At 70.7% G+C, this 20549-nt stretch carries 23 protein-coding genes; 11 read left to right on the top strand and 12 right to left on the bottom strand.

Translation table 11 applies throughout. From position 1 onward, the window contains the following. Positions 1-43: 43 nt before the first annotated feature. From ACIQFY_RS01565 to ACIQFY_RS01585, 5 genes are all read right to left on the bottom strand, one after another. Positions 44-460 carry an Imm26 family immunity protein gene (locus ACIQFY_RS01565; protein WP_285844895.1) on the bottom strand — a complete coding sequence of 139 codons (417 nt, stop codon included), beginning with the start codon at positions 458-460 and terminating at the stop codon, positions 44-46. Between the two features lie 97 nt (positions 461-557). Beyond that, positions 558-1079 carry a hypothetical protein gene (locus ACIQFY_RS01570; RefSeq protein WP_066654081.1) on the bottom strand — a complete coding sequence of 174 codons (522 nt, stop codon included), beginning with the start codon at positions 1077-1079 and terminating at the stop codon, positions 558-560. 69 nt (positions 1080-1148) lie between these two features. Further along, positions 1149-1883, bottom strand: coding sequence for a hypothetical protein (locus ACIQFY_RS01575; RefSeq protein WP_400338004.1), 735 nt, complete (start codon positions 1881-1883; stop codon positions 1149-1151). Positions 1884-2027: 144 nt separating this feature from the next. Beyond that, positions 2028-2477 carry a SufE family protein gene (locus ACIQFY_RS01580; RefSeq protein WP_251160285.1) on the bottom strand — a complete coding sequence of 150 codons (450 nt, stop codon included), beginning with the start codon at positions 2475-2477 and terminating at the stop codon, positions 2028-2030. Further along, positions 2474-3385 carry a sulfurtransferase gene (locus tag ACIQFY_RS01585; protein ID WP_400338005.1) on the bottom strand — a complete coding sequence of 304 codons (912 nt, stop codon included), beginning with the start codon at positions 3383-3385 and terminating at the stop codon, positions 2474-2476. Before ACIQFY_RS01585 ends, ACIQFY_RS01580 begins: the two co-directional genes overlap by 4 nt. A 191-nt stretch (positions 3386-3576) precedes the next feature. Between ACIQFY_RS01585 and zapE the strand changes: the two genes are divergently transcribed. Next, positions 3577-4527 carry a cell division protein ZapE gene (zapE, locus tag ACIQFY_RS01590; protein WP_081985283.1) on the top strand — a complete coding sequence of 317 codons (951 nt, stop codon included), beginning with the start codon at positions 3577-3579 and terminating at the stop codon, positions 4525-4527. A 259-nt stretch (positions 4528-4786) separates the two neighbouring features. Beyond that, positions 4787-6061 (top strand): ammonium transporter, encoded by a 1275-nt coding sequence (locus tag ACIQFY_RS01595; RefSeq protein WP_251155418.1) that lies wholly within the window; start codon positions 4787-4789, stop codon positions 6059-6061. A 233-nt stretch (positions 6062-6294) separates the two neighbouring features. On the opposite strand, the gene ACIQFY_RS01600 is transcribed toward ACIQFY_RS01595, so the two are convergent. Then, a complete protein-coding gene (locus ACIQFY_RS01600) occupies positions 6295-7266 on the bottom strand; it encodes an aldo/keto reductase (protein WP_326496548.1) in 972 nt (323 codons plus the stop codon). 129 nt (positions 7267-7395) lie between these two features. Between ACIQFY_RS01600 and ACIQFY_RS01605 the strand changes: the two genes are divergently transcribed. Further along, positions 7396-7788: a ChaB family protein gene (locus ACIQFY_RS01605; RefSeq protein ID WP_209682807.1), complete on the top strand. Its 393-nt coding sequence runs from the start codon at positions 7396-7398 to the stop codon at positions 7786-7788. A 137-nt stretch (positions 7789-7925) separates the two neighbouring features. Beyond that, positions 7926-8894 (top strand): beta-ketoacyl-ACP synthase 3, encoded by a 969-nt coding sequence (locus tag ACIQFY_RS01610; protein ID WP_400338008.1) that lies wholly within the window; start codon positions 7926-7928, stop codon positions 8892-8894. A 201-nt stretch (positions 8895-9095) separates the two neighbouring features. Here ACIQFY_RS01610 and ACIQFY_RS01615 read toward each other — a convergent pair whose 3' ends face one another. From ACIQFY_RS01615 to ACIQFY_RS01640, 6 genes are all read right to left on the bottom strand, one after another. Beyond that, the gene (locus tag ACIQFY_RS01615; protein WP_400338010.1) at positions 9096-10061 is read right to left on the bottom strand and encodes a hypothetical protein; all 966 of its coding nucleotides are present in this window, start codon (positions 10059-10061) and stop codon (positions 9096-9098) included. Positions 10062-10145: 84 nt separating this feature from the next. Beyond that, positions 10146-10637, bottom strand: a complete 492-nt coding sequence (locus ACIQFY_RS01620) for a hypothetical protein (RefSeq protein ID WP_400338012.1) — start codon at positions 10635-10637, stop codon at positions 10146-10148. Between the two features lie 799 nt (positions 10638-11436). Further along, a complete protein-coding gene (gene fliW / locus ACIQFY_RS01625) occupies positions 11437-11805 on the bottom strand; it encodes a flagellar assembly protein FliW (protein WP_209682800.1) in 369 nt (122 codons plus the stop codon). Then, positions 11802-12683: a flagellin gene (locus ACIQFY_RS01630; RefSeq protein WP_066654097.1), complete on the bottom strand. Its 882-nt coding sequence runs from the start codon at positions 12681-12683 to the stop codon at positions 11802-11804. Before ACIQFY_RS01630 ends, fliW begins: the two co-directional genes overlap by 4 nt. A gap of 2 nt (positions 12684-12685) precedes the next feature. Further along, positions 12686-14101 carry a flagellar hook-associated protein FlgK gene (gene flgK, locus ACIQFY_RS01635; RefSeq protein WP_400338015.1) on the bottom strand — a complete coding sequence of 472 codons (1416 nt, stop codon included), beginning with the start codon at positions 14099-14101 and terminating at the stop codon, positions 12686-12688. A gap of 7 nt (positions 14102-14108) precedes the next feature. Next, complete coding sequence (locus tag ACIQFY_RS01640; protein ID WP_400338017.1) at positions 14109-14594, bottom strand: flagellar protein FlgN; 486 nt, start codon at positions 14592-14594, stop codon at positions 14109-14111. Positions 14595-15085: 491 nt separating this feature from the next. Here ACIQFY_RS01640 and ACIQFY_RS01645 point away from each other — a divergent pair, with 491 nt between their 5' ends. From ACIQFY_RS01645 to ACIQFY_RS01675, 7 genes are all read left to right on the top strand, one after another. Next, a complete protein-coding gene (locus ACIQFY_RS01645) occupies positions 15086-15901 on the top strand; it encodes a sigma-70 family RNA polymerase sigma factor (RefSeq protein WP_400338019.1) in 816 nt (271 codons plus the stop codon). 121 nt (positions 15902-16022) lie between these two features. Beyond that, a complete protein-coding gene (locus ACIQFY_RS01650) occupies positions 16023-17135 on the top strand; it encodes a flagellin (RefSeq protein ID WP_400338021.1) in 1113 nt (370 codons plus the stop codon). A gap of 92 nt (positions 17136-17227) precedes the next feature. Continuing rightward, positions 17228-18631 carry a flagellar filament capping protein FliD gene (gene fliD, locus ACIQFY_RS01655; protein WP_400338022.1) on the top strand — a complete coding sequence of 468 codons (1404 nt, stop codon included), beginning with the start codon at positions 17228-17230 and terminating at the stop codon, positions 18629-18631. Positions 18632-18642: 11 nt separating this feature from the next. Next, on the top strand, positions 18643-19119 hold the full coding sequence (fliS, locus tag ACIQFY_RS01660; protein ID WP_235426581.1) for a flagellar export chaperone FliS: 477 nt from the start codon (positions 18643-18645) through the stop codon (positions 19117-19119). After that, complete coding sequence (locus ACIQFY_RS01665; RefSeq protein WP_066654105.1) at positions 19109-19450, top strand: hypothetical protein; 342 nt, start codon at positions 19109-19111, stop codon at positions 19448-19450. Before fliS ends, ACIQFY_RS01665 begins: the two co-directional genes overlap by 11 nt. Before the next feature lie 339 nt (positions 19451-19789). Continuing rightward, a complete protein-coding gene (locus tag ACIQFY_RS01670) occupies positions 19790-20134 on the top strand; it encodes a flagellar basal body protein (RefSeq protein ID WP_066654107.1) in 345 nt (114 codons plus the stop codon). After that, positions 20131-20526 (top strand): flagellar basal body rod protein FlgC, encoded by a 396-nt coding sequence (locus tag ACIQFY_RS01675; protein ID WP_224442989.1) that lies wholly within the window; start codon positions 20131-20133, stop codon positions 20524-20526. Before ACIQFY_RS01670 ends, ACIQFY_RS01675 begins: the two co-directional genes overlap by 4 nt. Positions 20527-20549: the final 23 nt, after the last annotated feature.

Below are 20549 nucleotides of genomic sequence, written 5' to 3' on the forward strand. Positions count from 1 at the left end.
CAGCGACGGATGCCGTGATGTGCCTGGATGGCTTTCTCCAAGATCAGCGGCGAGTCGATCGCGCGACGGGGAATCTCCTTCGACTCGGATTCTGTCGCATGCCGAACCTCGGAGCCGCTGAATTCGTGATCTTGACGCCATCGAGTTCGGCAGCCCCGTAGGTGAAGGCAGGCAGATACCGCTCAGAGTCGGCGGCAGCGTGTCCGATCATCTCCCACATTCCTGGTCGAAATCGGGAGTCGAAGATCAGCCGGGAAAACAGCGGTTCCGACCCCGTCAGATCGTCGAGTCTGAGCGACGGGTCCTCGTCAGCTCCGAAGATTCGGTCGAGGATGATGACGTAGAGAGCAGATATGTACTCGCTTACGACCTGGCCGGCCGAGCGGCGCTGGTCGTCGACGGGAATCGTGAACACTTCGCCGATGGACACGTCGGAGACGCTCCTCGCATTGTTCAACATCAAGCGACCGATGCTGTGGTGAGCCTTGAAAGCCCTCTCCAGTACCATTGGCGAGGCGATCGCGAGACGTTGACGCTGGCCCCGGTGCAAGCCGAACTCAGTCCGGGAAGAGTTCCGACGATGATGGCATCGGCACCCAGCGCACCTTCTCGAGAGCGGGATTTCTGGGTGCCACACCGGCAGCCATCATCAGGAACTTCTCGATGAGCATGGGCGATCGCGTCGTTCTCGGAGGGATGGTAGCGGCTTCTTCGGCGGTCGCCGCGCGGGTCCTCGTCTCATCGAAGCTCGTAAGTCGGACGCCCCCGGTTTCTGGCAGCCCCCAGGTGGAAGCGGGCAGATACCGCCGATTGTCGGTCTGCGCCTGGGTGACCACTTCCCACATTCCCGGCCGGAATCGCGCGTCGTGGGTCCAACTGGCCACGATCGGCGGGTGCATCAGCGCGGCGAGCGCATCGGGGATCGCGACCGGATGCCGAACGAGGTGGTCGAAGACAACGACGAAGACCGCACCCTCGCCGACATGCAGAACTTGACCGACATAGGCGCGATCGTCGTCAATCTTCACACTGAAGACGTCGCTGACCCTGACCTCCAGGACGTCCTTCGAAGCACTCAATACGGATCCCCTCCTGCTGCTTGGTAGCGCGCCTCGCGCATCTGGTGTCGTTTGTTCTCGAGCAACCCATCAGGATTGCCCTTGTTGGTCGGACCGCCGAGACGCCCACGAGGCGTCGTGTCCGTTGTCCGTGAGCCAGTCCTGCACCGCCGTCACGAGGGACTGTGCGTGCAGCGTGCCCCAGCACGTGTTGCACCCCGACTCGTAGCCGCTCAGGGCGTTGCGGAAGGACGACACCGAGCCGGACAGGGAGTCGTCGGCACCACGGGTGCTCGACGCGAACGAGCGGAGATCAGCCGGCACCGCCGACGACGTGCCCCCGCTGCCGCCACCGCCCGCCGGGATCGTGCGACCGCGCACCGAGACGGCATCGGCCTGGAGCTGGGGCTCCGGCTCGGGTTCCGGGGGCTTCGGGTCGTCCTCGGCGCCGAACCACGTCGACACCTCGTGCGCGGCACCGACGAAGAAGTTCTCCTCGCGCTCGCGCTTCCGAGCCTCCCACGCCTTGGCGTCGGCCCGTCGTCGGTCCTCCTGCTTCGCCGCCTCGCGCAGCTCGTCGACGAAGCCGACCAGGGACGACAGCGCGTCCGAGAGCTTGCTCGCGCTGCGGGAGGCGATGCCGGCGTTGTCGGCGAACACCTGCGAGAAGTACCCGCGGAACTCGCGTCCCGCGCTCGTCACCGCAGCGGCACGCGTCGCAGTCTGTCCGTTGATCGCGGACGCCAGGTTGCGCGCCGCGGTCTTCAGTGCGTCGGCGTCACCGTACGAGTACCCAGTCGGATCGTTGCCGTGGACCTTCGCCATGATGTCTCCCCCCGATGACTCCTCGATCTTGGCACGGCAGGAGGGCGGATGACCAGGAGGGGAGATATCGCGTACGGACAGAGTGACGAACGGGAGGCGCGGGGGCGGCCGGCCCCGCGCCTCCCGTCCGTCAGGAGACCGCCATCAGTCCGCAGCGGCCGCCTGCACCTGCCGCTGCACCCGACCGAGCATGCCGACCATGCCCCGGATCCGCAGCGGGCTGACCGCCTCGGTGAGTCCGAGCGTCAGCGGGTAGTCCACCGGGACCGCCAGGACCTCGGGTGCGGACAACCCGGACAGCCCCTGCGCCAGGATCGACGCGAAGCCGCGGGTGGTCGGTGCCTCGCGTGGCGCCGTCGCGTGCATCCGGACCACGTCCGGCGCATCGCCCTCCGCACCCACCGTGACGGTGATGAAGACAGGGGACTGGCACTCCTCGACACGCTCGAGCTCGTCCTCGTGCCCCTGCAGCCGCTCGGGCAGCGCAGGCAGCTCGTCGGAGAACTCGAGGAGCAGCTGGAGGCGGTCCTGCTGCGAGAGTTCGAGGAAGTCGTCGCGGATCTCGGCGAGGGGGCGGGGGAGTTCGGTGCTCATCGGGTGGGAACGGTACCCGGCTCGGTGCCCGTGGCGATCGGGACGCGCACGGCGCTGCCCCACTCGGTCCACGAACCGTCGTAGTTGCGGACGTTGTCGTAGCCGAGCAGGTGCTGCAGCACGAACCAGGTGTGGCTCGAGCGCTCGCCGATGCGACAGTAGGCGATGACCTCGTCGGCATCCCCGATGCCGGCACCGTCGCGGTAGACGGCGTCCAGTTCCTGCCGGCTCTTGAACGTGCCGTCGGGAGCGGCCGCGGTGGCCCAGGGGATGTTCACGGCGGTCGGGACGTGTCCGGCGCGCAGGGCGCCCTCCTCCGGGTAGTCCGGGGCCGTGGTGCGCTCGCCGGAGTACTCGGGGGCGCTGCGCACGTCGATGAGCGGCTTGCCGAGGTGCTCGAGCACGTCCTCCTTGAAGGCGCGGACCTGCTCGTCGCGGCGCTCCACGACGGGGTACTCGACCGGGGTGACCTCGGTGCTGTCGGTCGTGACCGCGCGGTCCTCGGCGATCCACTTCGCCCGGCCACCGTCGAGCAGCCGGACGTCCTCGTGGCCGAACAGCGTGAACACCCAGAGGGCGTACGCGGCCCACCAGTTGTTCTTGTCGCCGTAGATCACGACGGTGGTGTCGCGGCCGATGCCCTTGCCGCCGACGAGCCGGGCGAAGGCCGCGCCGTCGATGTAGTCGCGCTGGACGGGGTCGTTGAGGTCGGTGTGCCAGTCGATCTTCACCGCGCCGGGGACGTGGCCCGTCTCGTAGAGCAGGACGTCCTCGTCGGACTCGACGACCACGAGGTCGGGCGACCCGGTACCGGCGTCGAGCTGCTCCTGGAGCCACTCGGTCGACACCAGGCGCTCGGGGTGGGCGTAGGCGGCGAACTTCTCGGACGGGTCGACCGGTGCGGTCATCGGGGGTACCTCCAGGCTGCGGGACGAGCGGGGCGGGCGAGGCATAGGATCGGTCCTCGGTGCCCGCGGGCAACGGTACGCGGACGTACCGACCGCCACCTGCAACGTGACACCGCACGACATGCTTCCCGGAGGGGCCACACTTGCCTGCACACCTCGTCGACCGTGATCCGCAGGTGACGCCGCAGCAGATGGCCGCCGCGCTCGTCCCGCCGCCGCAGTTCGCCGACGCGTCGTTCGCCAGCTACCGGCCGGACCCCGAGTACCCGTCGCAGGCGGCGGTGCGCGACGCGGTCGAGGCCTTCGTCGCGACGCGGCCGGAGCCAGCGCGGCGCGGGCTGTTCGGCCGCCGCCGCGAACCGGTCCAGCCGGCGCGCTCCGGCGTGTACCTCGACGGCGGGTTCGGTGTCGGCAAGACGCACCTGCTCGCCGCGGCCTACCACGCGGAGCCGTCGCGGAAGACGTTCGGCACGTTCATCGAGTACACCGCGCTCGTCGGCGCGCTCGGGTTCCAGGGCACGGTCGACCTGCTCCGTGGGACGTCCCTGGTGTGCATCGACGAGTTCGAGCTCGACGACCCGGGCGACACGATGGTGATGACCCGGCTCATCAAGGAGCTGTCCGAGTCGGGCACGCGTTTCGCGGCGACGTCGAACACCCCGCCCGGTGCGCTGGGCGAGGGCCGGTTCGCCGCGCAGGACTTCCTGCGCGAGATCCAGGCGATGTCCGACCGGTTCGAGACGATGCGGATCGACGGGCTCGACTACCGCCGTCGGGCCGTGGACGAGTCGGCGCGGGTGGTCGGGGACGTCGTCGGTGCGCTGCCCGGTGGGGCGACGACGCTCGACGACTTCCGAGCGGTCGTGGACCACCTGGCGACCGTGCACCCGTCGAAGTACGTCGCGCTGGTGGACGGGCTCGACGCCGTCGGGCTGACCGACGTGCAGGCGTTCACCGACCAGACCGACGCACTGCGCTGGGTGGCGCTCGTCGACCGCCTCTACGACGCGCAGGTGCGGATCGTCGCGTCCGGTACGCCGCTCGACCAGGTGTACCCGCAGGCGATGCTCGACGGCGGCTACCGCAAGAAGTACCTGCGGGCCGCGTCGCGCGTGGTCGCGCTGTCCCGCGCGGCCGACTGAGCCACCGTCCGACGGGAGGCCCGTGGCGACACCGCCACGGGCCTCCCGTCCGACGCGCGCGACCGTCCGGCCCTCGCGGCGTCCCGTCAGCGGTGTCGGACCCGTCATCCGGTGTCCGGAAACACACCGTTCACACGGGAGCCCCACGCGTTACACCCGCGAAACACATCGTGCTCCCTCGCGAAACGTCGTGTCGCCAGACTCGTCAGCACCCGAGGGCGGTCCCGAGAGCCGCACTGCAATCGCGAGAGGTGAACAGATGCTTGATCAGGGCAACACGGCATTCGTGTTGATCATGGCGGCGCTGGTGTTGTTCATGACACCCGGCCTGGCCTTCTTCTACGGCGGCCTGGTGAAGGCCAAGTCCGTCATCAGCATGATGATGATGTCCTTCGGAGCGATCGCCCTGGTCGGCGTCCTCTGGGTGCTCTACGGCTACGCGATCGCCTTCGCGAACCACGGCGAGGGCACGAACGTCGCGGGCATCGTCGGGTTCTTCAGCATCGACTGGAACCAGATCGGCCTCGGCCAGGCGTTCGAGGAGGCCAAGGCCTCGACGATCAACGCCGCGTACCCGTCGATGGCGTTCGTCGGCTTCCAGGCCACCTTCGCGATCATCACCGTCGCCCTGATCTCCGGCGCGATCGCCGACCGCGCGAAGTTCGGCGCGTGGATGATCTTCGCCGGAGTCTGGGTCACGGTCGTCTACTTCCCGGTCGCCTCCTGGGTCTTCAACCTCACCTCGGGCATGTTCGCCACGTGGGGCGTCATCGACTTCGCCGGTGGCACCGCGGTGCACATCAACGCCGGTGCCGCGGGTCTCGCCCTGGCGCTCGTGCTCGGCAAGCGCGTCGGCTTCGCCAAGGGCGCGCACAAGCCGCACAACCCGCCCTTCGTGCTCCTCGGTGCAGCCATCCTCTGGTTCGGCTGGTTCGGCTTCAACGCCGGCTCGGAGGGGGCCGCTGACGGCATCGCCGCCCTCGCCTGGGTGAACACGCTCGCCGCTCCGGCCGCCGCGATCCTCGGATGGCTCCTCATCGAGAAGCTCAAGGACGGCAAGGCCACCTCCGTCGGTGCCGCCTCGGGTGCCGTCGCCGGTCTCGTCGCGATCACCCCGGCCTGCGCCGCGCTCACCCCGGGCTGGGGCATCCTGCTCGGCTTCCTCGCCGGTGTGGTCTGCTGCTTCGCGATCGACCTCAAGTACAAGCTCGGCTTCGACGACTCGCTCGACGTCGTGGGCGTCCACCTCGTCGGCGGCATCTTCGGCACGCTCTACCTCGGCTTCTTCGCCGACGACACCGGTCTCATCTACTCGGGCTCCTTCGAGCAGCTCGGCAAGCAGGCCGTCGCCGCCGCAGCTGTCCTGGTCTACTCGTTCGTCCTGGCCTTCGTGATCGGCTTCGCCATCGAGAAGACGATCGGCTTCCGCGTGAAGACCGAGGACGAGGTCGCCGGCATCGACACCGCGGTCCACGGTGAAGAGGGCTACGTCCTCTACGAGGAGCGCGACGAGACCCCGGTCTCGGTCCGCTAGACACCGCACCACCCGCACGACGACGGGCCCCGCGCACACAGCAGGCGCGGGGCCCGTCGTCGTGGGCGGTGCCCGTCACAGTGGTCGCGACCACGGCGCGTGGCGCCGATCACGGACGGGAGGCGCGGCGCGTGGCGCCGATCACGGACGGGAGGCGCGGTGCGGGGCGGACCCGCACCGCGCCTCCCGTCCGGTGGTCGCGACCACGGCGCGTGGTGCGCCGTTCTGTCAGGTCACCAGGCGTAGTCCTCCGGCGAGGTGTCGTGGCCCGGGAAGATCTCGTCGAGCCGGTCGAGGGCGCGCTGGTCGAGTCGGATGTCGACGGCGCGCACCGCGGACTCCCACTGCTCCATCGTGCGCGGGCCGGTGATCGGCGCCGTCACACCGGGCTGGTGCAGCAGCCACGCCAGGGCCAGCTCGCCCGGGGTGTGACCGAGCTCCTTCGCGAGCGACTCGTACGCGGTGAGCTGGTCGCGGTGTCCCTCGACGTACTCCGCGCTGCGGCCGGACAGGCGGCGGGAGCCGTTCTCGGTCTTCTCGATGACCCCGCCGAGCAGTCCGCCCTGCAACGGCGACCACGGGATGATCCCGAGGCCGTACTCACGGGCGGCGGGCAGGACCTCGCGCTCGACGTCGCGCACGACGAGGTTGTAGATCGACTGCTCGCTCACCAGGCCGAGGCTGCCCCGGCGTACGGCTGCCTCCTGCGCCTGCGCGATGTGCCACCCGGCGAAGTTCGACGAGCCGACGTAGAGCACCTTGCCCTGCTGCACGGCGACGTCGATCGCCTGCCAGATCTCGTCCCACGGGGTCGCCCGGTCGACGTGGTGGAACTGGTACAGGTCGACGTGGTCGGTCTGCAGCCGACGGAGGCTCGCGTCGAGCGACTGCCGGATGTTCAGCGCGCTCAGCTTGCCGCCGTTCGGCCAGTCGGTCATCTCGCCGTAGACCTTCGTCGCGAGGACGGTCTTCTCGCGTCGACCGCCGCCCTTCGCGAACCAGCGGCCGATGATCTCCTCGGTGGCACCCTTGCCCACCGAGCCGCCGTAGCCGTTGGCGGTGTCGAAGAAGTTCACGCCGAGCTCGTGCGCCCGGTCCATGATCGCGTGCGAGTCGTCCTCGCTGGTCTCCGGTCCGAAGTTCATCGTGCCGAGCACCGCTCGTGACACCGACAGCCCTGTCCGTCCGAGGTGTGTGTAGTCCATGCCTCCGGTCTACGCGGGTGCGGGTGTGCGAACCAGGCCCTGCGGGTGCCGGTCATGCGCCCGGCGTAGAACGGGACGAGCCGTCCTCCACGGAGCGCGGCCGATGGACCCCACACGGAAGGACGCACCATGCCCGCGAAGGACGAGATCCCCAGCACCCTGCAGCGGTCGCCGGAGCACGCGCAGGACATCTTCGCCGAGACGCTCGACTCGGCGAACGAGACGTACGGTCCGGGAGAGCGCGCACACCGCACCGCCTACGCCGCCGTCAAGCACGAGTACGAGAAGGTCGGCGACCACTGGGAGGAGAAGGACTCCTCCGGTCCGTCGGACTCCGGCGCGGAGGGCACGCGCGGCTCCGGGGAGACCCAGGGCGGCGTCGACGCGAACGCCTCGAAGGCGCACCTGATGGAGGTCGCGAAGCGCCTCGACGTCAGCGGCCGCTCGAAGATGGACAAGGACGAACTCGTCCAGGCGATCAAGCGGGCGAACGACCGGGCGACGGCAGCGGCGCGGCGGTGACCGGACCGGCGACGGTCGCGTGGGGGTGACCGCGCCGGCGACGGCTGCGGTTGCGCGGCGTCCCGACCGGCTGTCGACTCGTTCGTGCATGCTCCGCCCGGCATGCGCCGTGGACCGAGGGGAGTAGCGTGCCGCGGGTGAACACGCCAGCACTCCGTGGCAGCCGGATCCTCGGCTTCGGCCACCACCAACCCGACCGGGTCCTCACCAACGACGAACTGTCGACGATGGTCGACACGAACGACGAGTGGATCACCACCCGCACCGGCATCAGGACCCGCCGGATCGCGGGCCCTGACGACAGCGTCGTGTCGATGGCGATCGAGGCCGGTCGGATGGCCGTCGCCGACGCCGGTCTCGAGCCCTCCGACATCGGGCTCGTGATCGTCGCCTCGACCACGCACCGCGAGCGGTCGCCGTACACGGCCGGACGGGTCGTCGCGGCGCTCGGGATGGCGAACGGTCCGGCACCCATCGACATCAACACGGCGTGCAGCGGCTTCGAGTACGCGATGGCCCTCGCCGACCAGTCGATCCGCGTCGGCGCCTCGGACACCGCCCTCGTGATCGGGTCCGAGACCCTGTCCAGCATCGCCGACTGGACGGATCGCTCGACCTGCGTGCTCGTCGGCGACGGTGCCGGAGCCGTGGTGATCGGTGCTGCCGACACCGCGGAGATCGGACCCGTGTCGTGGGGAAGCGTGCCGCACCTCAACGAGGCCGTGCTGGTCACGCGCGACCCCGAGTACTTCACGCAGCAGGGTCGGTCGATCTACCGCTGGGCGATCACGGAGGCCGAGGGACACGCCCGCGCGGTCGTCGACGCAGCCGGAGTGACGCTCGACGACATCGGCGTCCTCGCTTTCCACCAGGCGAACCTCCGCATCATCGAGCCCCTGGCCGAGGCACTCGGCGGCGGGGACAAGTACGTCGTGCGGGACGTGGTCGAGTCCGGGAACACCTCGGCCGCGAGCGTGCCGCTCGGGCTGTCGAAGGCGTGGCACCGCGGGGAGCTGCCGGAGGACACCCTGGCGCTGCTGTTCGGCTTCGGCGGGGGCTTCGCGCACGCCGGGCAGGTGGTGCGGACGCCGAAGCGGCGGTCGTGACCCGGTGACGCGCTGACGGAGGCGGCCCGTCGACGGGCGTCATCAGTCGACGGACGCCCGACGTCGGACGTCGGACGTCGGACGTTGCCTGTCGATGGACGCTGACCGTCGACGGACGCGGACCGCGCACGGACGGGAGGCGCGGTGCACGCTGGCACCGCGCCTCCCGTCCGTCAGCCGCGCGCCGTCAGCCGTGCGACGTCAGCCGCGCTCGCCGCGCCCGTCGGGTACCTCGCGGTCGTGCTGGGGGTCACGGTGCGGCGTGTCCGCCCAGAGGTCCTCGTCGTCTCGCTCCTTCCGGCGCCACGGCAGCGCTCGACGTTCCTTCTCGTCCGTTCGTCCGTCGCCGGCCGCTCGATCCTTCGCCCCACGGCCGCGCTCCTTCGTCGGCTTGGTCGGCTTCGTCTCGAGGACGACGGGGAAGTGCCGCGGTGGCAGTCCGAAGCCCTCGCGGGACGCCTGGACGACCTTCTTGCCGAGTGCGTGGTTGCCCAGGCCGCCGACGGCCGCGCCGATGCCGAACGGCAGCGCACGGCCGAGGACCGAGGCGCCCTGCCGCGCTGCGAAGCGCTTGATGAACTGGTCGCGGACCTTGCCACCGATGCCGCTCACCACCTGCTTCGGCAGGGAGGCGGTCACCATCTCGCCCCAGAACGCCGAGCGTGCCTGGCCCCCGGTGGCCTGACCGGCGAGCTGCTTGACGAGTTGCGTCCCCGGAGCGCCGAGGATGAGGGCCATCACGAGGGTGCGCGAGCGTTCCGGATCCTCGAGGGCGATGCCGTGCACCTCGGTCACCGACTGCGCGAAGAGTGCCGTGGCTTCGAGGAAGCCGACCGTCTCGGCACCGCTGAGGCCGAGCGCCGCTGCCATGCCGACACCGGGGATCACCGCACTCGCTCCCACGGCAGCGCCACCCGTGGTCACCGCTGTGAGGTACTGCCGCTCGAGGATCTGGATGACCTCGGCGGGGCTCGCATCCGGGTGGCGACGCCGCACGGCGTTCACGTGCGCGACCACCACGGGACGCTGCACGGCGATGACGCGGTCGAGCATCTTGGTCCACCCCGTGGGATTCTCGGGTGTGGGGGTGCGGTCGTCGCGGGTGTCGGACTGGACCGGGGCGGGCGGCATCGGCACGATCGCCCCGTCGTTGTGCTGTCGGGCCATGACGCAGAACGTACGCCGACGCGGTGGGAGCTCCGCACTCGCAGGACGCCGCGCGCGCCGGCTCGGTGGTCGTGCAGGTCGTCGTCACCGGCACGGCACACCCGCTCGGAGGAGCTTCGCGCGCAAGCGCTCGGGTTCCATCAGGTCGGCCCAGACGACCCGGACGACCGTGCGGACCTCGGGGAACGACCGGATGAAGTCCTCGCGCTGCTTCTCCTGCCAGTGTGCGGCGGCGGCGTCCGCACCGTCGCCGTACTTCGCCCGCCCGTCGACCTCGACGACGACGCCCTGGTCCGGGAACCAGAAGTCGACGACTGCCGTCCGGTCTCCCGCGCGGCTGAAGACGTGCTGCTGGACGGGCTCCGGCGTCCCGAGCAGTCGGAAGCGCACCCGGCACACCGACTCCGCCGGAGAGTCGGACAACGCCGACCCCATCCCGAGCGCCGCCGCCGCCTTGTCACGTGCAACGGTGACCGTGTCGGCCGCCTCCGCCAGCATCTCCGGGAGCACACGGCGATCGTGCAACGCCGCGTCGACGGCCGGGAGCACTGCGCCGAGCGGTTCGGTCACGGCCATGTCCACCAGGACGTCGACGAGCGGTTCGACCGTGAGCCCTCCGAACCTGGAGGGGGTGTATGGCGGCGTCCCCTCCCATCGGCCGCGGGGCGCACGCGCGACGGTTGGCCGGACTCGCTGGTACGTCGTCGTCTCCACGCGAGAACGCCGCGGGTCGCGGAGTTCCACTCGATCCGGCAGGGCGGAGACGAGGGGGAGTCCGTGGGCGAGGACGGCGCTGCGGTGCGCCAACAGTGTCGGCGGACGGATGCGGTGTGCAGTGGCGCGGACCAGCAGCAGGTGGTGTTCCTCCGGCAGGAGACCGACGACCGTTCCTGGGTCGACGAGGACACCGGGGCGGATCCTCCGCAGGTCGCCGCGCTGTGCGCGACGTTGGAGCGCACGGCGCTCGGCGGAGGGGAAACAGCTCGTGTGGATGAGGGGGACGGCGAGGACTCGTTCGTGCATGCCCGCAAGCCTCGTGCTCTGGATCGGCATCGACGACGGCAGTTGGCCGAACTGGGGACGGTGAGCCGCGCCTCCCGGCTGTGCAGGAGAGATGGCGGCGAGGAGTGCGACAACGTCCATGTTGTACGACAGTGCATCTGTCGCGCCGGCCGCGAGACGCCGCCGTTGCGCAAGCAGTGCGACAACGTTGATGTCGTACGACAGCGGATCTGTCGTGTCAGCCGCGAGGGGCCGCGGTCTCGCGAGAAGTACGACGAATCCGTTGTCGTACGACAGCGGGTGAGTCGTACGACAGCGCCAGCCAGCCAGCCCCGCTCCCCGCGCCCGCAGCGTGCGCCAGGGCCCCGGCGCGCTACCGCCGCGCGAGCTCCGCGCGCAGCGGCAGGTCCTGGTCCTCGAGGATGAACTGGGCGCCGACGGCCGTGCGCGCGTGCACGACGACCGGCGCGAGCAGGTTCACTGTCGTGCCGGACGCCCCCGGGTTGGCGACCACGAGGAGCATCGCGTCGGCGGGGTCGGTCAGGCCGATCAGGGCCGCCTGCTCGTCGGTGAGCTCGGGCGCGTAGTCGGGCAGGTGCACCGCGGCGTCGAGCAGGAACAGCCGCGCGTCGTCGCCGTGCAGGGCGAAGAGCCCCTCGGCGCCCTCGACGGGCTCCAGGGTGAACACGGGTGCCGGCGACAGCCCGAACGGCGGCGTGGGGAAGGTCAGGTCGATGCTCATCGGAGGTAGTCCATCAGGGTCGGCTGCAGGACCTTCGCGGTGACGGCGAGGGCTGCCTGGTACGTGGTCTGCTGCACCTGCAGGTCGAGGACCGCACCGGCGAGGTCGAGGTCCTCGATGCCGGCGCGACGGGTCTCCAGCGCGACGGACGAGGTCTTCAGCGCGTCCTGCGCCCCCAGTGCCGCCGCGTGCCGCACACCCACGTCGGCCTGCGCCGCACGGAGGGTGCCGAACGCCGCGTCGACGTCGTTGAGCTTCGGGTTCACGTTCACACCGTTCTGCAGGTCGGCGACGATGCCGTCGATCACCGCGAAGGCCGACGTCGCGCCGGAGCCGAACGCCGCAGCCCCCGGGGTGTCGACCCGCACGGTCTGGGCGTCGCCGACGCGTCGGGACACCGCGGTGGTCGCAGCGGCGAAGCCGTCGGCGCTCGTGTAGGCGGTCGCCTCGGTCGAGGAGCCGGCGAAGACCGACCGCGTGCCGTAGGTCGTGTTGGCGGCGGACTCGAGGTCGGCCTTGAGCGCCCGGAACTGCGTGATGAACGCGTCGCGGGCGGTGTCGTCCATCACACCGGAGTTCGCGGCCTGCACGGTCAGGTCCCGCACCGTCGTCAGCACCGCGTGGGCGCCGGACAGGGCACTGTCGGTCGTCGCGAGCCAGCCCACCGCGTCGTTCGCGTTGCGCGTGTACTGCGCGGCGGCGGCCTGCTCCTTCCGCACCTGCATCGACGAGCCGGTGCCGACCGGGTCGTCCGACGGCTTCGCGATCGCCTGCAGCGTGGTGGCGCGCTGCGTGGCGTCGGCGACGCGGGCGGCGTTCGCCTGCAGCCGCTCCGTCGCGGCCGTGATCGACATCTGGGTGGTCACACGGGTGATCACGGTCAGCCCCTCCCGACGAGTCCGACGCGGTTGATGAGCGTGTCGAGCATCTCGTCGACCGCGGTGAGGACGCGCGCTGCGCCCTGGTAGGCGTGCTGGTAGCTGAGCAGGTTGACGTTCTCCTCGTCGAGGTCCACGCCGGCGCCCGACTGCTGGTGCGTGCGCGCGCTGGTGAGGGCGAGTCCGGTGAGCGTCGCCTCCGACGAGGCCGTCCGGGAGGCGCTGCCCACCCCCGCCACGAAGCTCGCCCAGGTGCTGTCCGCACCCCCGGCGACCGTGCCGAGTCGCGAGAGCGTGTCGGCGAACGAGTCGTCGAGTTGTCCCGCCGCGTTCCGCGTCGCCAACCCGTCGCCGTCGGTCGGGACGACCGAGAGGCCCTGCGCGGCCGGGGTGCCCGCGGCGAGGGCGAAGAACGGCGCTCCGGTGGCACCCGAGGGCGTGGTGCCCTTCGCGTGCTCGGTGTTCACGGTCTCGGCGAGTCGGGTCGCGACTCGGTCGTACGCGGCTGACGCCTCGGCGATGGCGCCACCCGTGCCGCCGGCAGCGGGGGCGAGGAGTGCGAGCGCGCCACCGATCGAGCCGCCGTCGAGCGCCACCGAGCCGGCACTGCCCGAGGTCCAGCGGAGGGACACGGCAGCGCCGTCGCCCAGACGCGCGCCGCCCTCGAGCGCGACGGTCCGGACGGTGTCGCCCTGCACGAGCGGGTTGCCGCCGAGGAGGACGTCGACGGTGCCGTCGGTGTTCGTCCGGACCGTGCCGCCGGCGAGTCCCGCGATCTGCTGCGTGAGCCGGTCGCGCTGGTCCTGCAGTTCGTTCGCGCTGCCACCGGCGGCGAGGGCCGACCGGATCTGCACGTTCAGCCCGGCGACCTGCTCCGCCGCGTCGTTGAGCTGGTCGACCTGGGTCGCGGCGGTCGAACGAACCGTCGTCCACTGCGTGTCGAGCGCCTTCGAGCCGGTGGCGAGGGCGGTCGCGACGGTGGTCGCGGCGGCGATCACGGACGAGGCGGCGCCCGCGTCGTCGGGGTGCGCGGCGAGGTCGCCCCACGCGGACCAGAAGACGTCGAGCTGTGCCGACAGGCCGTTCTTCCCGGGCTCGTGCAGGCCGTCCTCGATCGCCGAGAGCCCGGTCGCGCGGGTCTGTGCCCAGGCCGACGAGCCGGTCGCCGCGCGGAGGCCGGCGTCGAGCGTCAGGGAGCCGAGGCGTGCGATGCCGTCGACGGAGACGCCCTGCCCGGCGAGGGCAGCGGTGCCGTGCACGAAACCGGTCTGCACGGCGGGGACCGACGACTGCGTGACGCGCTGGCGCGTGTACCCGGCGGTGCCGGCGTTGGCGATGTTCTGCCCGGTGACGTCGATGCCGGCGCGTGCCGCGGTCAGGCCGGAGTAGGCGGTCGCGAGGGATCCGAAGGTGCTCACCACGGTGCTACAGGGTCCCCTCGAACAGGCGTGCGGCGTCGGGACGGGAGCCGGAGCTGCCCGAGGCGTCGTACGTGGACGCGTCGCCGACCGAGCCGGCGAGGGTCTCCTCGGTGGCCTGGGCAGCCGTCCGGAGGAAGCGGTCGTTCTCGTCGCGGAGCGCGCCGATGTGCGTCGTCAGCTCGACCATCGCGGCGAGGTGCGTCGCGAGGATCTCGCCCCAGGGGCCGTTCGGCGCGGCGGCGACCACGTCGCGCAGGGGAGCGTCGGGGTCGACACCCCACTCCTCGGCGACGGCGGCACTCGACGCGGCGCGCTCGAGCCCGGTGCTGCGGAGCCGTTCGAGGACCTGCTCGACCTCGCGGCTGGCGTGCGACACCCAGCGGGAGCGCCCGGCGGCGAGCAGGAGCTGCTCCTCCTCGAGCTTGAACGTGAGCAGTTCGAGCAGTTCGCGCTCGCGCCAGAGGACGGCGGACAGGTCGTTCACGCTCATGGCTCCTCCCGGTTCGGGATCGGTGTCGGCGACCAGCGGGTCGTGCCGGTCCGCCTTCCGGTGGACAGCGGGGACTATCGACGCCGGTCGCACGGTCGTAAGCGGACCGCGGCGGTGGAAGCGAGCACGAGACGGGCCGGCGCTGCTCGGCGGAGCGGTGCCGCGCCTCCCGGCCTGCGCTCCCGGGAGACGCACCGTCACCCAGACCGGGGGACAGAACCGGCGGTTCGTGCCGGTTTGTCCGCTGAAGTGCGGACCGCTGGAACCCCGCGTCCCCCCGCACTGGGGACGTTCACAGCCTGCACCGGTGACTTCCCAGCCGATACATTCGAACCGCACCGCGGGGGACACTCCCGCACCGCGTCGCAGGGGCGCGGGTGCACCGCCCGGAGGGAACCGGGTGGTTCTTCGTCGACCGCACCGGCCTCCCGAGGGCCGGTGTCCGTCGCGCCCACGGACGGGTCAGTCAGCACGTCGACCAGGGGAAGCCAATGGACCGGAACGCACGCAACGCGATGATCGTGGAGCACCTGCCGCTCGTCGGCTACATCGTGTCGGACGTCCGTGCGCGGGCCACCCACCTCGACCGTGACGACCTGGCTGCCGTGGGCTCGCTCGCACTCGTCGCCGCCGCCGAGGCCTTCGACCCGGAGCTCGGCGTGCCCTTCGGCGCCTACGCCCGTACCCGGATCACCGGTGCGCTCGCGGACGACATGCGCTCGTCCGACTGGGCGTCGCGCGGCACCCGGAAGCGCATCCGCGAGACCCTCGCGACGCAGGAGGCCCTGTCCGCCCGACTCGGTCGCTCGGTCGGCGTGCAGGAGATCGCCGACGCGATGGGCGTCGACCGCCAGACCGCCGCTGACGCCATGTCCGACGCCGCACGGACGGTCGGCACGATCGACGAGACCGTGCACGACGTCATCGCGTCCGAGGACCCGCTGCCCGGTGAGGACCTGCTCGAGGCCGAGAAGCGCCGCTACCTGCGCGCCGCCGTCGCCGCGCTGCCCGACCGGATGCGCTACGTCGTCGAGAACGTCTACTTCGGCGACCGCTCGGTCACCGAGGTCGCGGCCGAGCTCGGGATCACGCACTCCGCGGTGTCGCAGCAGCGGTCCGAGGCGATGCGGCTCCTGCGGGACGGCCTCGCCGAGCACTACGGCGACGGCACCGCGGTCGAGCCGGTGTCGCGCACGACCGCCGCGCGGCGCAGTGCGTACCTGGCGCGGGTCGCGGCGAACGCCGCCGCCGGGGTCGCCCGCGCCGTGCAGGACGCGTCGACGCCGACGGTCGTCGCAGCCAGCTGATCTTCGGCGAGGAGATTTCCTCGCCGACACCTAACGACCTCGGCGGACCTGCCGAGAGTCACGGATGTCAGCCCATGGACGGGCAGACACCACCACCCAAGGATTCACGGAGGAAACCACCATGGGTATGTCCATCAACACCAACCTCTCGGCACTCAACACGTACCGGAACCTCAACGCGACGCAGAACGACCTGTCGAAGTCCCTCGAGAAGCTCTCGACCGGTCTCCGCATCAACCGTGCTGCCGACGACGCTTCGGGCCTGACGATCTCCGAGGGACTCAAGTCGCAGGTCGGTGGCCTCACGGTCGCCGCCCGCAACGCGCAGGACGGCATCTCCGTCGTGCAGACCGCTGAAGGTGGCCTCACCGAGACCCACTCGATCCTCCAGCGCATGCGCGACCTCGCCGTCCAGGCGGGTAACGACTCGAACAACGAGACGTCGCGCACGGCGATCAAGACCGAGGTCGACGAGCTCACCAACGAGCTCACCCGTATCTCGGACTCGTCGAACTTCAACGGCATCAAGCTGCTGGACGGCTCGGCGGGTACCGGCAAGGACGGCAAGCTGACCTTCCAGGTCGGCGCGGACGGCAACACGAGCAGCCAGATCACGATCGACCTCTCGAAGTCGAACGTCTCGACGCTCGCTGCTGACCTGAAGTCGAAGTCGACCACGACTGCGACGGTCGACACGGACGCGATCAAGGGCAAGTCGCTCACGATCGGGTCCGAGACCTTCGCGGTCGCTGCCGACGCCACCTACGCGGACGCCTCGGACCTCGCCACCGCCCTCAACGCCGACGACAAGATCTCGGCGAAGTACACCGCGGCTGCGGTCGACGGCAAGCTGACGATCACCGCGAAGGACGGCAGCGCCGTGACGGTGAGCGGCGACGGTCTCTCGGGCGCGACGACGGCTTCGGCTGGCGGCCTGCAGTTCGGTTCCGCGGCGCAGGCTCAGGCGGCCATCAGCACGATCGACGAGAAGATCGCCTACGTCTCCGCGGCTCGCTCCAACATCGGTGCGATCCAGAACCGCCTCGACCACGCCATCAACGTGACGAACGTGGCCAAGGAGAACCTGACCGCTGCTGGTTCGCGCATCACCGACGTCGACATGGCGCAGGAGATGGTCAAGTACACCCGCGACAACATCCTGAGCCAGGCCGGCACCTCGATGCTCGCGCAGGCGAACCAGAGCACCCAGGGCGTGCTCTCGCTCCTCCGCTAGCACCACCGACGCCGTCGTCCGGAGGAGTTCGAGTCCTCCGGACGGCGGCGTCACCACACCCACGACCACCCCCGACGACAGGGAGCCCCGCGATGTCGACGTCGTCCGTCTCGGGCAACAGTCTCGCGATCGACGGTCTGGTCAGCGGTCTCAAGACCTCCGACCTGATCAACTCACTGATGACCATCGAGCAGGTCCCGCAGACCCTGCTCAAGAACAAGCTCACCGACACCAACTCGTTCGTGTCGTCGCTGCAGACGATCAACTCGCTCGTGCAGACGCTCGCGACGAAGGCCGGCGACGCCGCCAAGGCCACGTCGCTCGACGTGTACGCCGCGAAGAGCTCGTCCACCGGGGTCACCGTCGCGACCGACGCCACGGCCTCGGCCGGCTCCGTCAGCTTCCAGGTCGGGTCGACCGCGGCGGCACACGTCGGCGTCACCGCCGCGATGTCGACCTGGGCGTCCGCAGCCGAGCCGCTCACGCTCGTCGGTGCCGACGGGAAGAAGACCACCGTCACACCGGCCTCGGGATCGCTCGACGACGCGGTCACCGCGATCAACAAGGCCGGCGCCGGTGTGACCGCGACGAAGGTCGCGGCCGGGACCGACGCCGACGGCACGAAGCTCTACCGCCTGCAGCTCAGCGCGACGAAGACCGGCGCAGCGGCCTCCTTCACGCTCTACCGCGGCTCGTCCGACGACGTGATGGCCGGTACCGCGACGAACGTCTTCACCCAGCCGGGGGCCGCCGTCGTCACCCAGGGCAAGGACGCGAGCGTCACACTCTGGGCGGGGACCGCCGCCGCACAGACGGTCACGAGCGCCACGAACACGTTCGACGACCTGCTGCCGGGGCTCGACGTCACGGTCACGCAGACCACGACCGACCCGGTGACCGTCACGGTCGCGCAGGACACCACGAAGGCCCAGGCCGTCGCGTCCGGACTCGTCGACGCGCTCAACGCGATCACCTCGTACTACGCCACGAACACGGCGGTGACGAGCACCACGAGTCCGACCACCGGCACCACGTCGACGAAGGCCGGGGTCCTGACCGGGGACGGCACGACCCGCGACGCGGTGCAGCGCCTCACCACGACGATGTCGACGCCGGTGAACGGGAAGTCGCCGTCGTCCATCGGCATCGTCATCCAGAAGGACGGCACCTTCAGCTTCGACGCCGCGGTCTTCCAGAAGGCCCTGGCGGACGACCCGCAGGGCACCCAGGCCATGCTGTCCGGCGTCGCGACGAACGTCGGCGCCGCGGCGACGGCCGCGTCGGACAAGTACACGGGGTCGATCACGACCTCGATCACCGGGCAGCAGTCGGTCGCGAAGGACCTGACGACGCAGATCGACAACTGGTCGGACCGCCTCACCGCACGACGGGCGACGCTGCAGGCGCAGTACTCCGCCCTCGAGACCAGCCTCAGCAAGCTCCAGTCCCAGTCGGCGTGGCTCTCCAGCCAGCTGGCATCGACGTCGACGAGTTGACGGGAACGACCATGAACGCCTTCGACCTGCAGTCCGCCGCCTTCCGTCAGGCCGCACAGCCCCGCACGGTGACCGACCAGCGCCGAGCGCAGTACACGAACGAGGCCGTGCTCTCGGCGACACCCGCACAGCTCGTCACGATGCTCTACGACCGGCTGCTCCTCGACCTGCACCGCGCCGAAGCCGCGCAGACGACGTCCGACTGGGAGGCCGCGCGCGAGCAGCTGCTGCACGCCCAGGCCATCGTCGGCGAGCTGTCGTCGACGCTCCGCATCGACGTGTGGGACGGCGGCGAGGGGCTCCTCGCGATCTACAACTACGCGTCGACGTCGTTGATCACCGCGAACGTGCACCGCGACGTGCAGGCGACGCGCGACTGCATCCGGATCCTGGAGCCGCTGCGCCAGTCGTGGCACGAGGCCGCCGCGGCCCTCCCGACGACCCAGGCGCCGCAGGTCGGCACCGGGGGAGCGCTCGGTGTCGCCTGACCCGCACCCCACCCCCGCCGCTGAGACCGCCGACGGTGCGTGGGCCGCGGTGCTCGACGCCCTCGAGCACGAGCTGACCACGATCGACGCGACCACGGACGGCACCGCAGCGATCGTCCTCGACGCGACCCCGTGGGTCGTCCCGACCACGCTCGGACCGGTGCCGCGCGCGCTGGTGGGTCGTGCCTCCCGGCTGCTGGCCGCGCAGCGCGACCGGATGTCGACGCTCGAGACCGAGCGGCGGCAGACCCTGGAGCACCTCGGCGCGCTCCGTCAGGTCGCGGCGACGGACGAGCCGCGCGGCTCCGTGTACCTGGACGCCTCCGCCTGAGGCGCACCTGCTCGAGCGAGCACGACGACAGATGCGTCGTCGCACGACAGCGGTTCCGTCGTGTCGGTCGTGGGCCGTCGCGCACCTCGGGCCGGGACGACAGATGCGTCGTCGGACGACAGCGGCTTCGTCGCACCACAGCGGAGCACGCGACGAGTGTTCGACGAGCTCCGCCGCCGCAGCCAGCCCCCGCCCCCCGTTCGGGGCGAGCCCTAACGTCCCCAGCGCCGCCGCCGACAGCGCCCTCCGAGCACGGATCGCTCACTCGTTCGGCCACGGATCGGCCACCGCCAATCGGCGACGTCGCACGACGTCGCACACCGAGGGGACGGGCCACCCGTGTTCGATTCCGTGACGAGCGTCGCGCTGCAGAGCGCGCTCGACGGGCTGTCGCTGCGACAGCGCACCATCGCGAACAACGTCGCGAACATCAACACGCCGAACTACCACGCCGAGAAGGTGCGCTTCGAGGACGCCCTCGCGCAGTCGATCGTGCACGGTGACGGGCACGCGACCGCGACCACCGCGCGCAGCCTCGAGCCGACGAACGAGATCGGCAACAACGTCAACCTCGACCAGGAGACCCTGTCGAACGTGGACACGGTCCTGCGCTACCAGTTCGCCACCCAGGCGGTCGGCGGCGAGGCGACGGCCCTCCGCGCCGCGATGCGGACGAACTCGTGACGACCTTCGACGCGATCGGCATCGCGAGCACCGGCATGACCGTGCACCGGAAGTGGCTCGACGCGATCTCGGACAACATCGCCAACGTCAACACGGTCCGCTCGATGGACGACTCCGCGTTCCAGGCCCGCTACGTCGAGGTCCAGGAGGGCGCCGGCACGTCGGGCGCCTACGTCAAGGGGGCGGCGTTCGGCAGCGCCGCCGGACGCGTGACCTACGACCCGGACAACCCGCTCGCGAACGCGGAGGGCTACGTCCGCATGCCGGACATCGACCTCGGCACGCAGATGGCGGACCTCATCATGGCCCAGCGCGGGTACCAGGCGAACGCCGCCGTGGTCGACCGTGCCAAGACCGCCTACGAGGCGGCACTGCAGATCGGGAAGAACTGATGCCCATCGACGCACTGAACGGT

Source organism: Curtobacterium sp. NPDC092190, from assembly GCF_044755625.1.
Lineage (GTDB): Bacteria > Actinomycetota > Actinomycetes > Actinomycetales > Microbacteriaceae > Curtobacterium.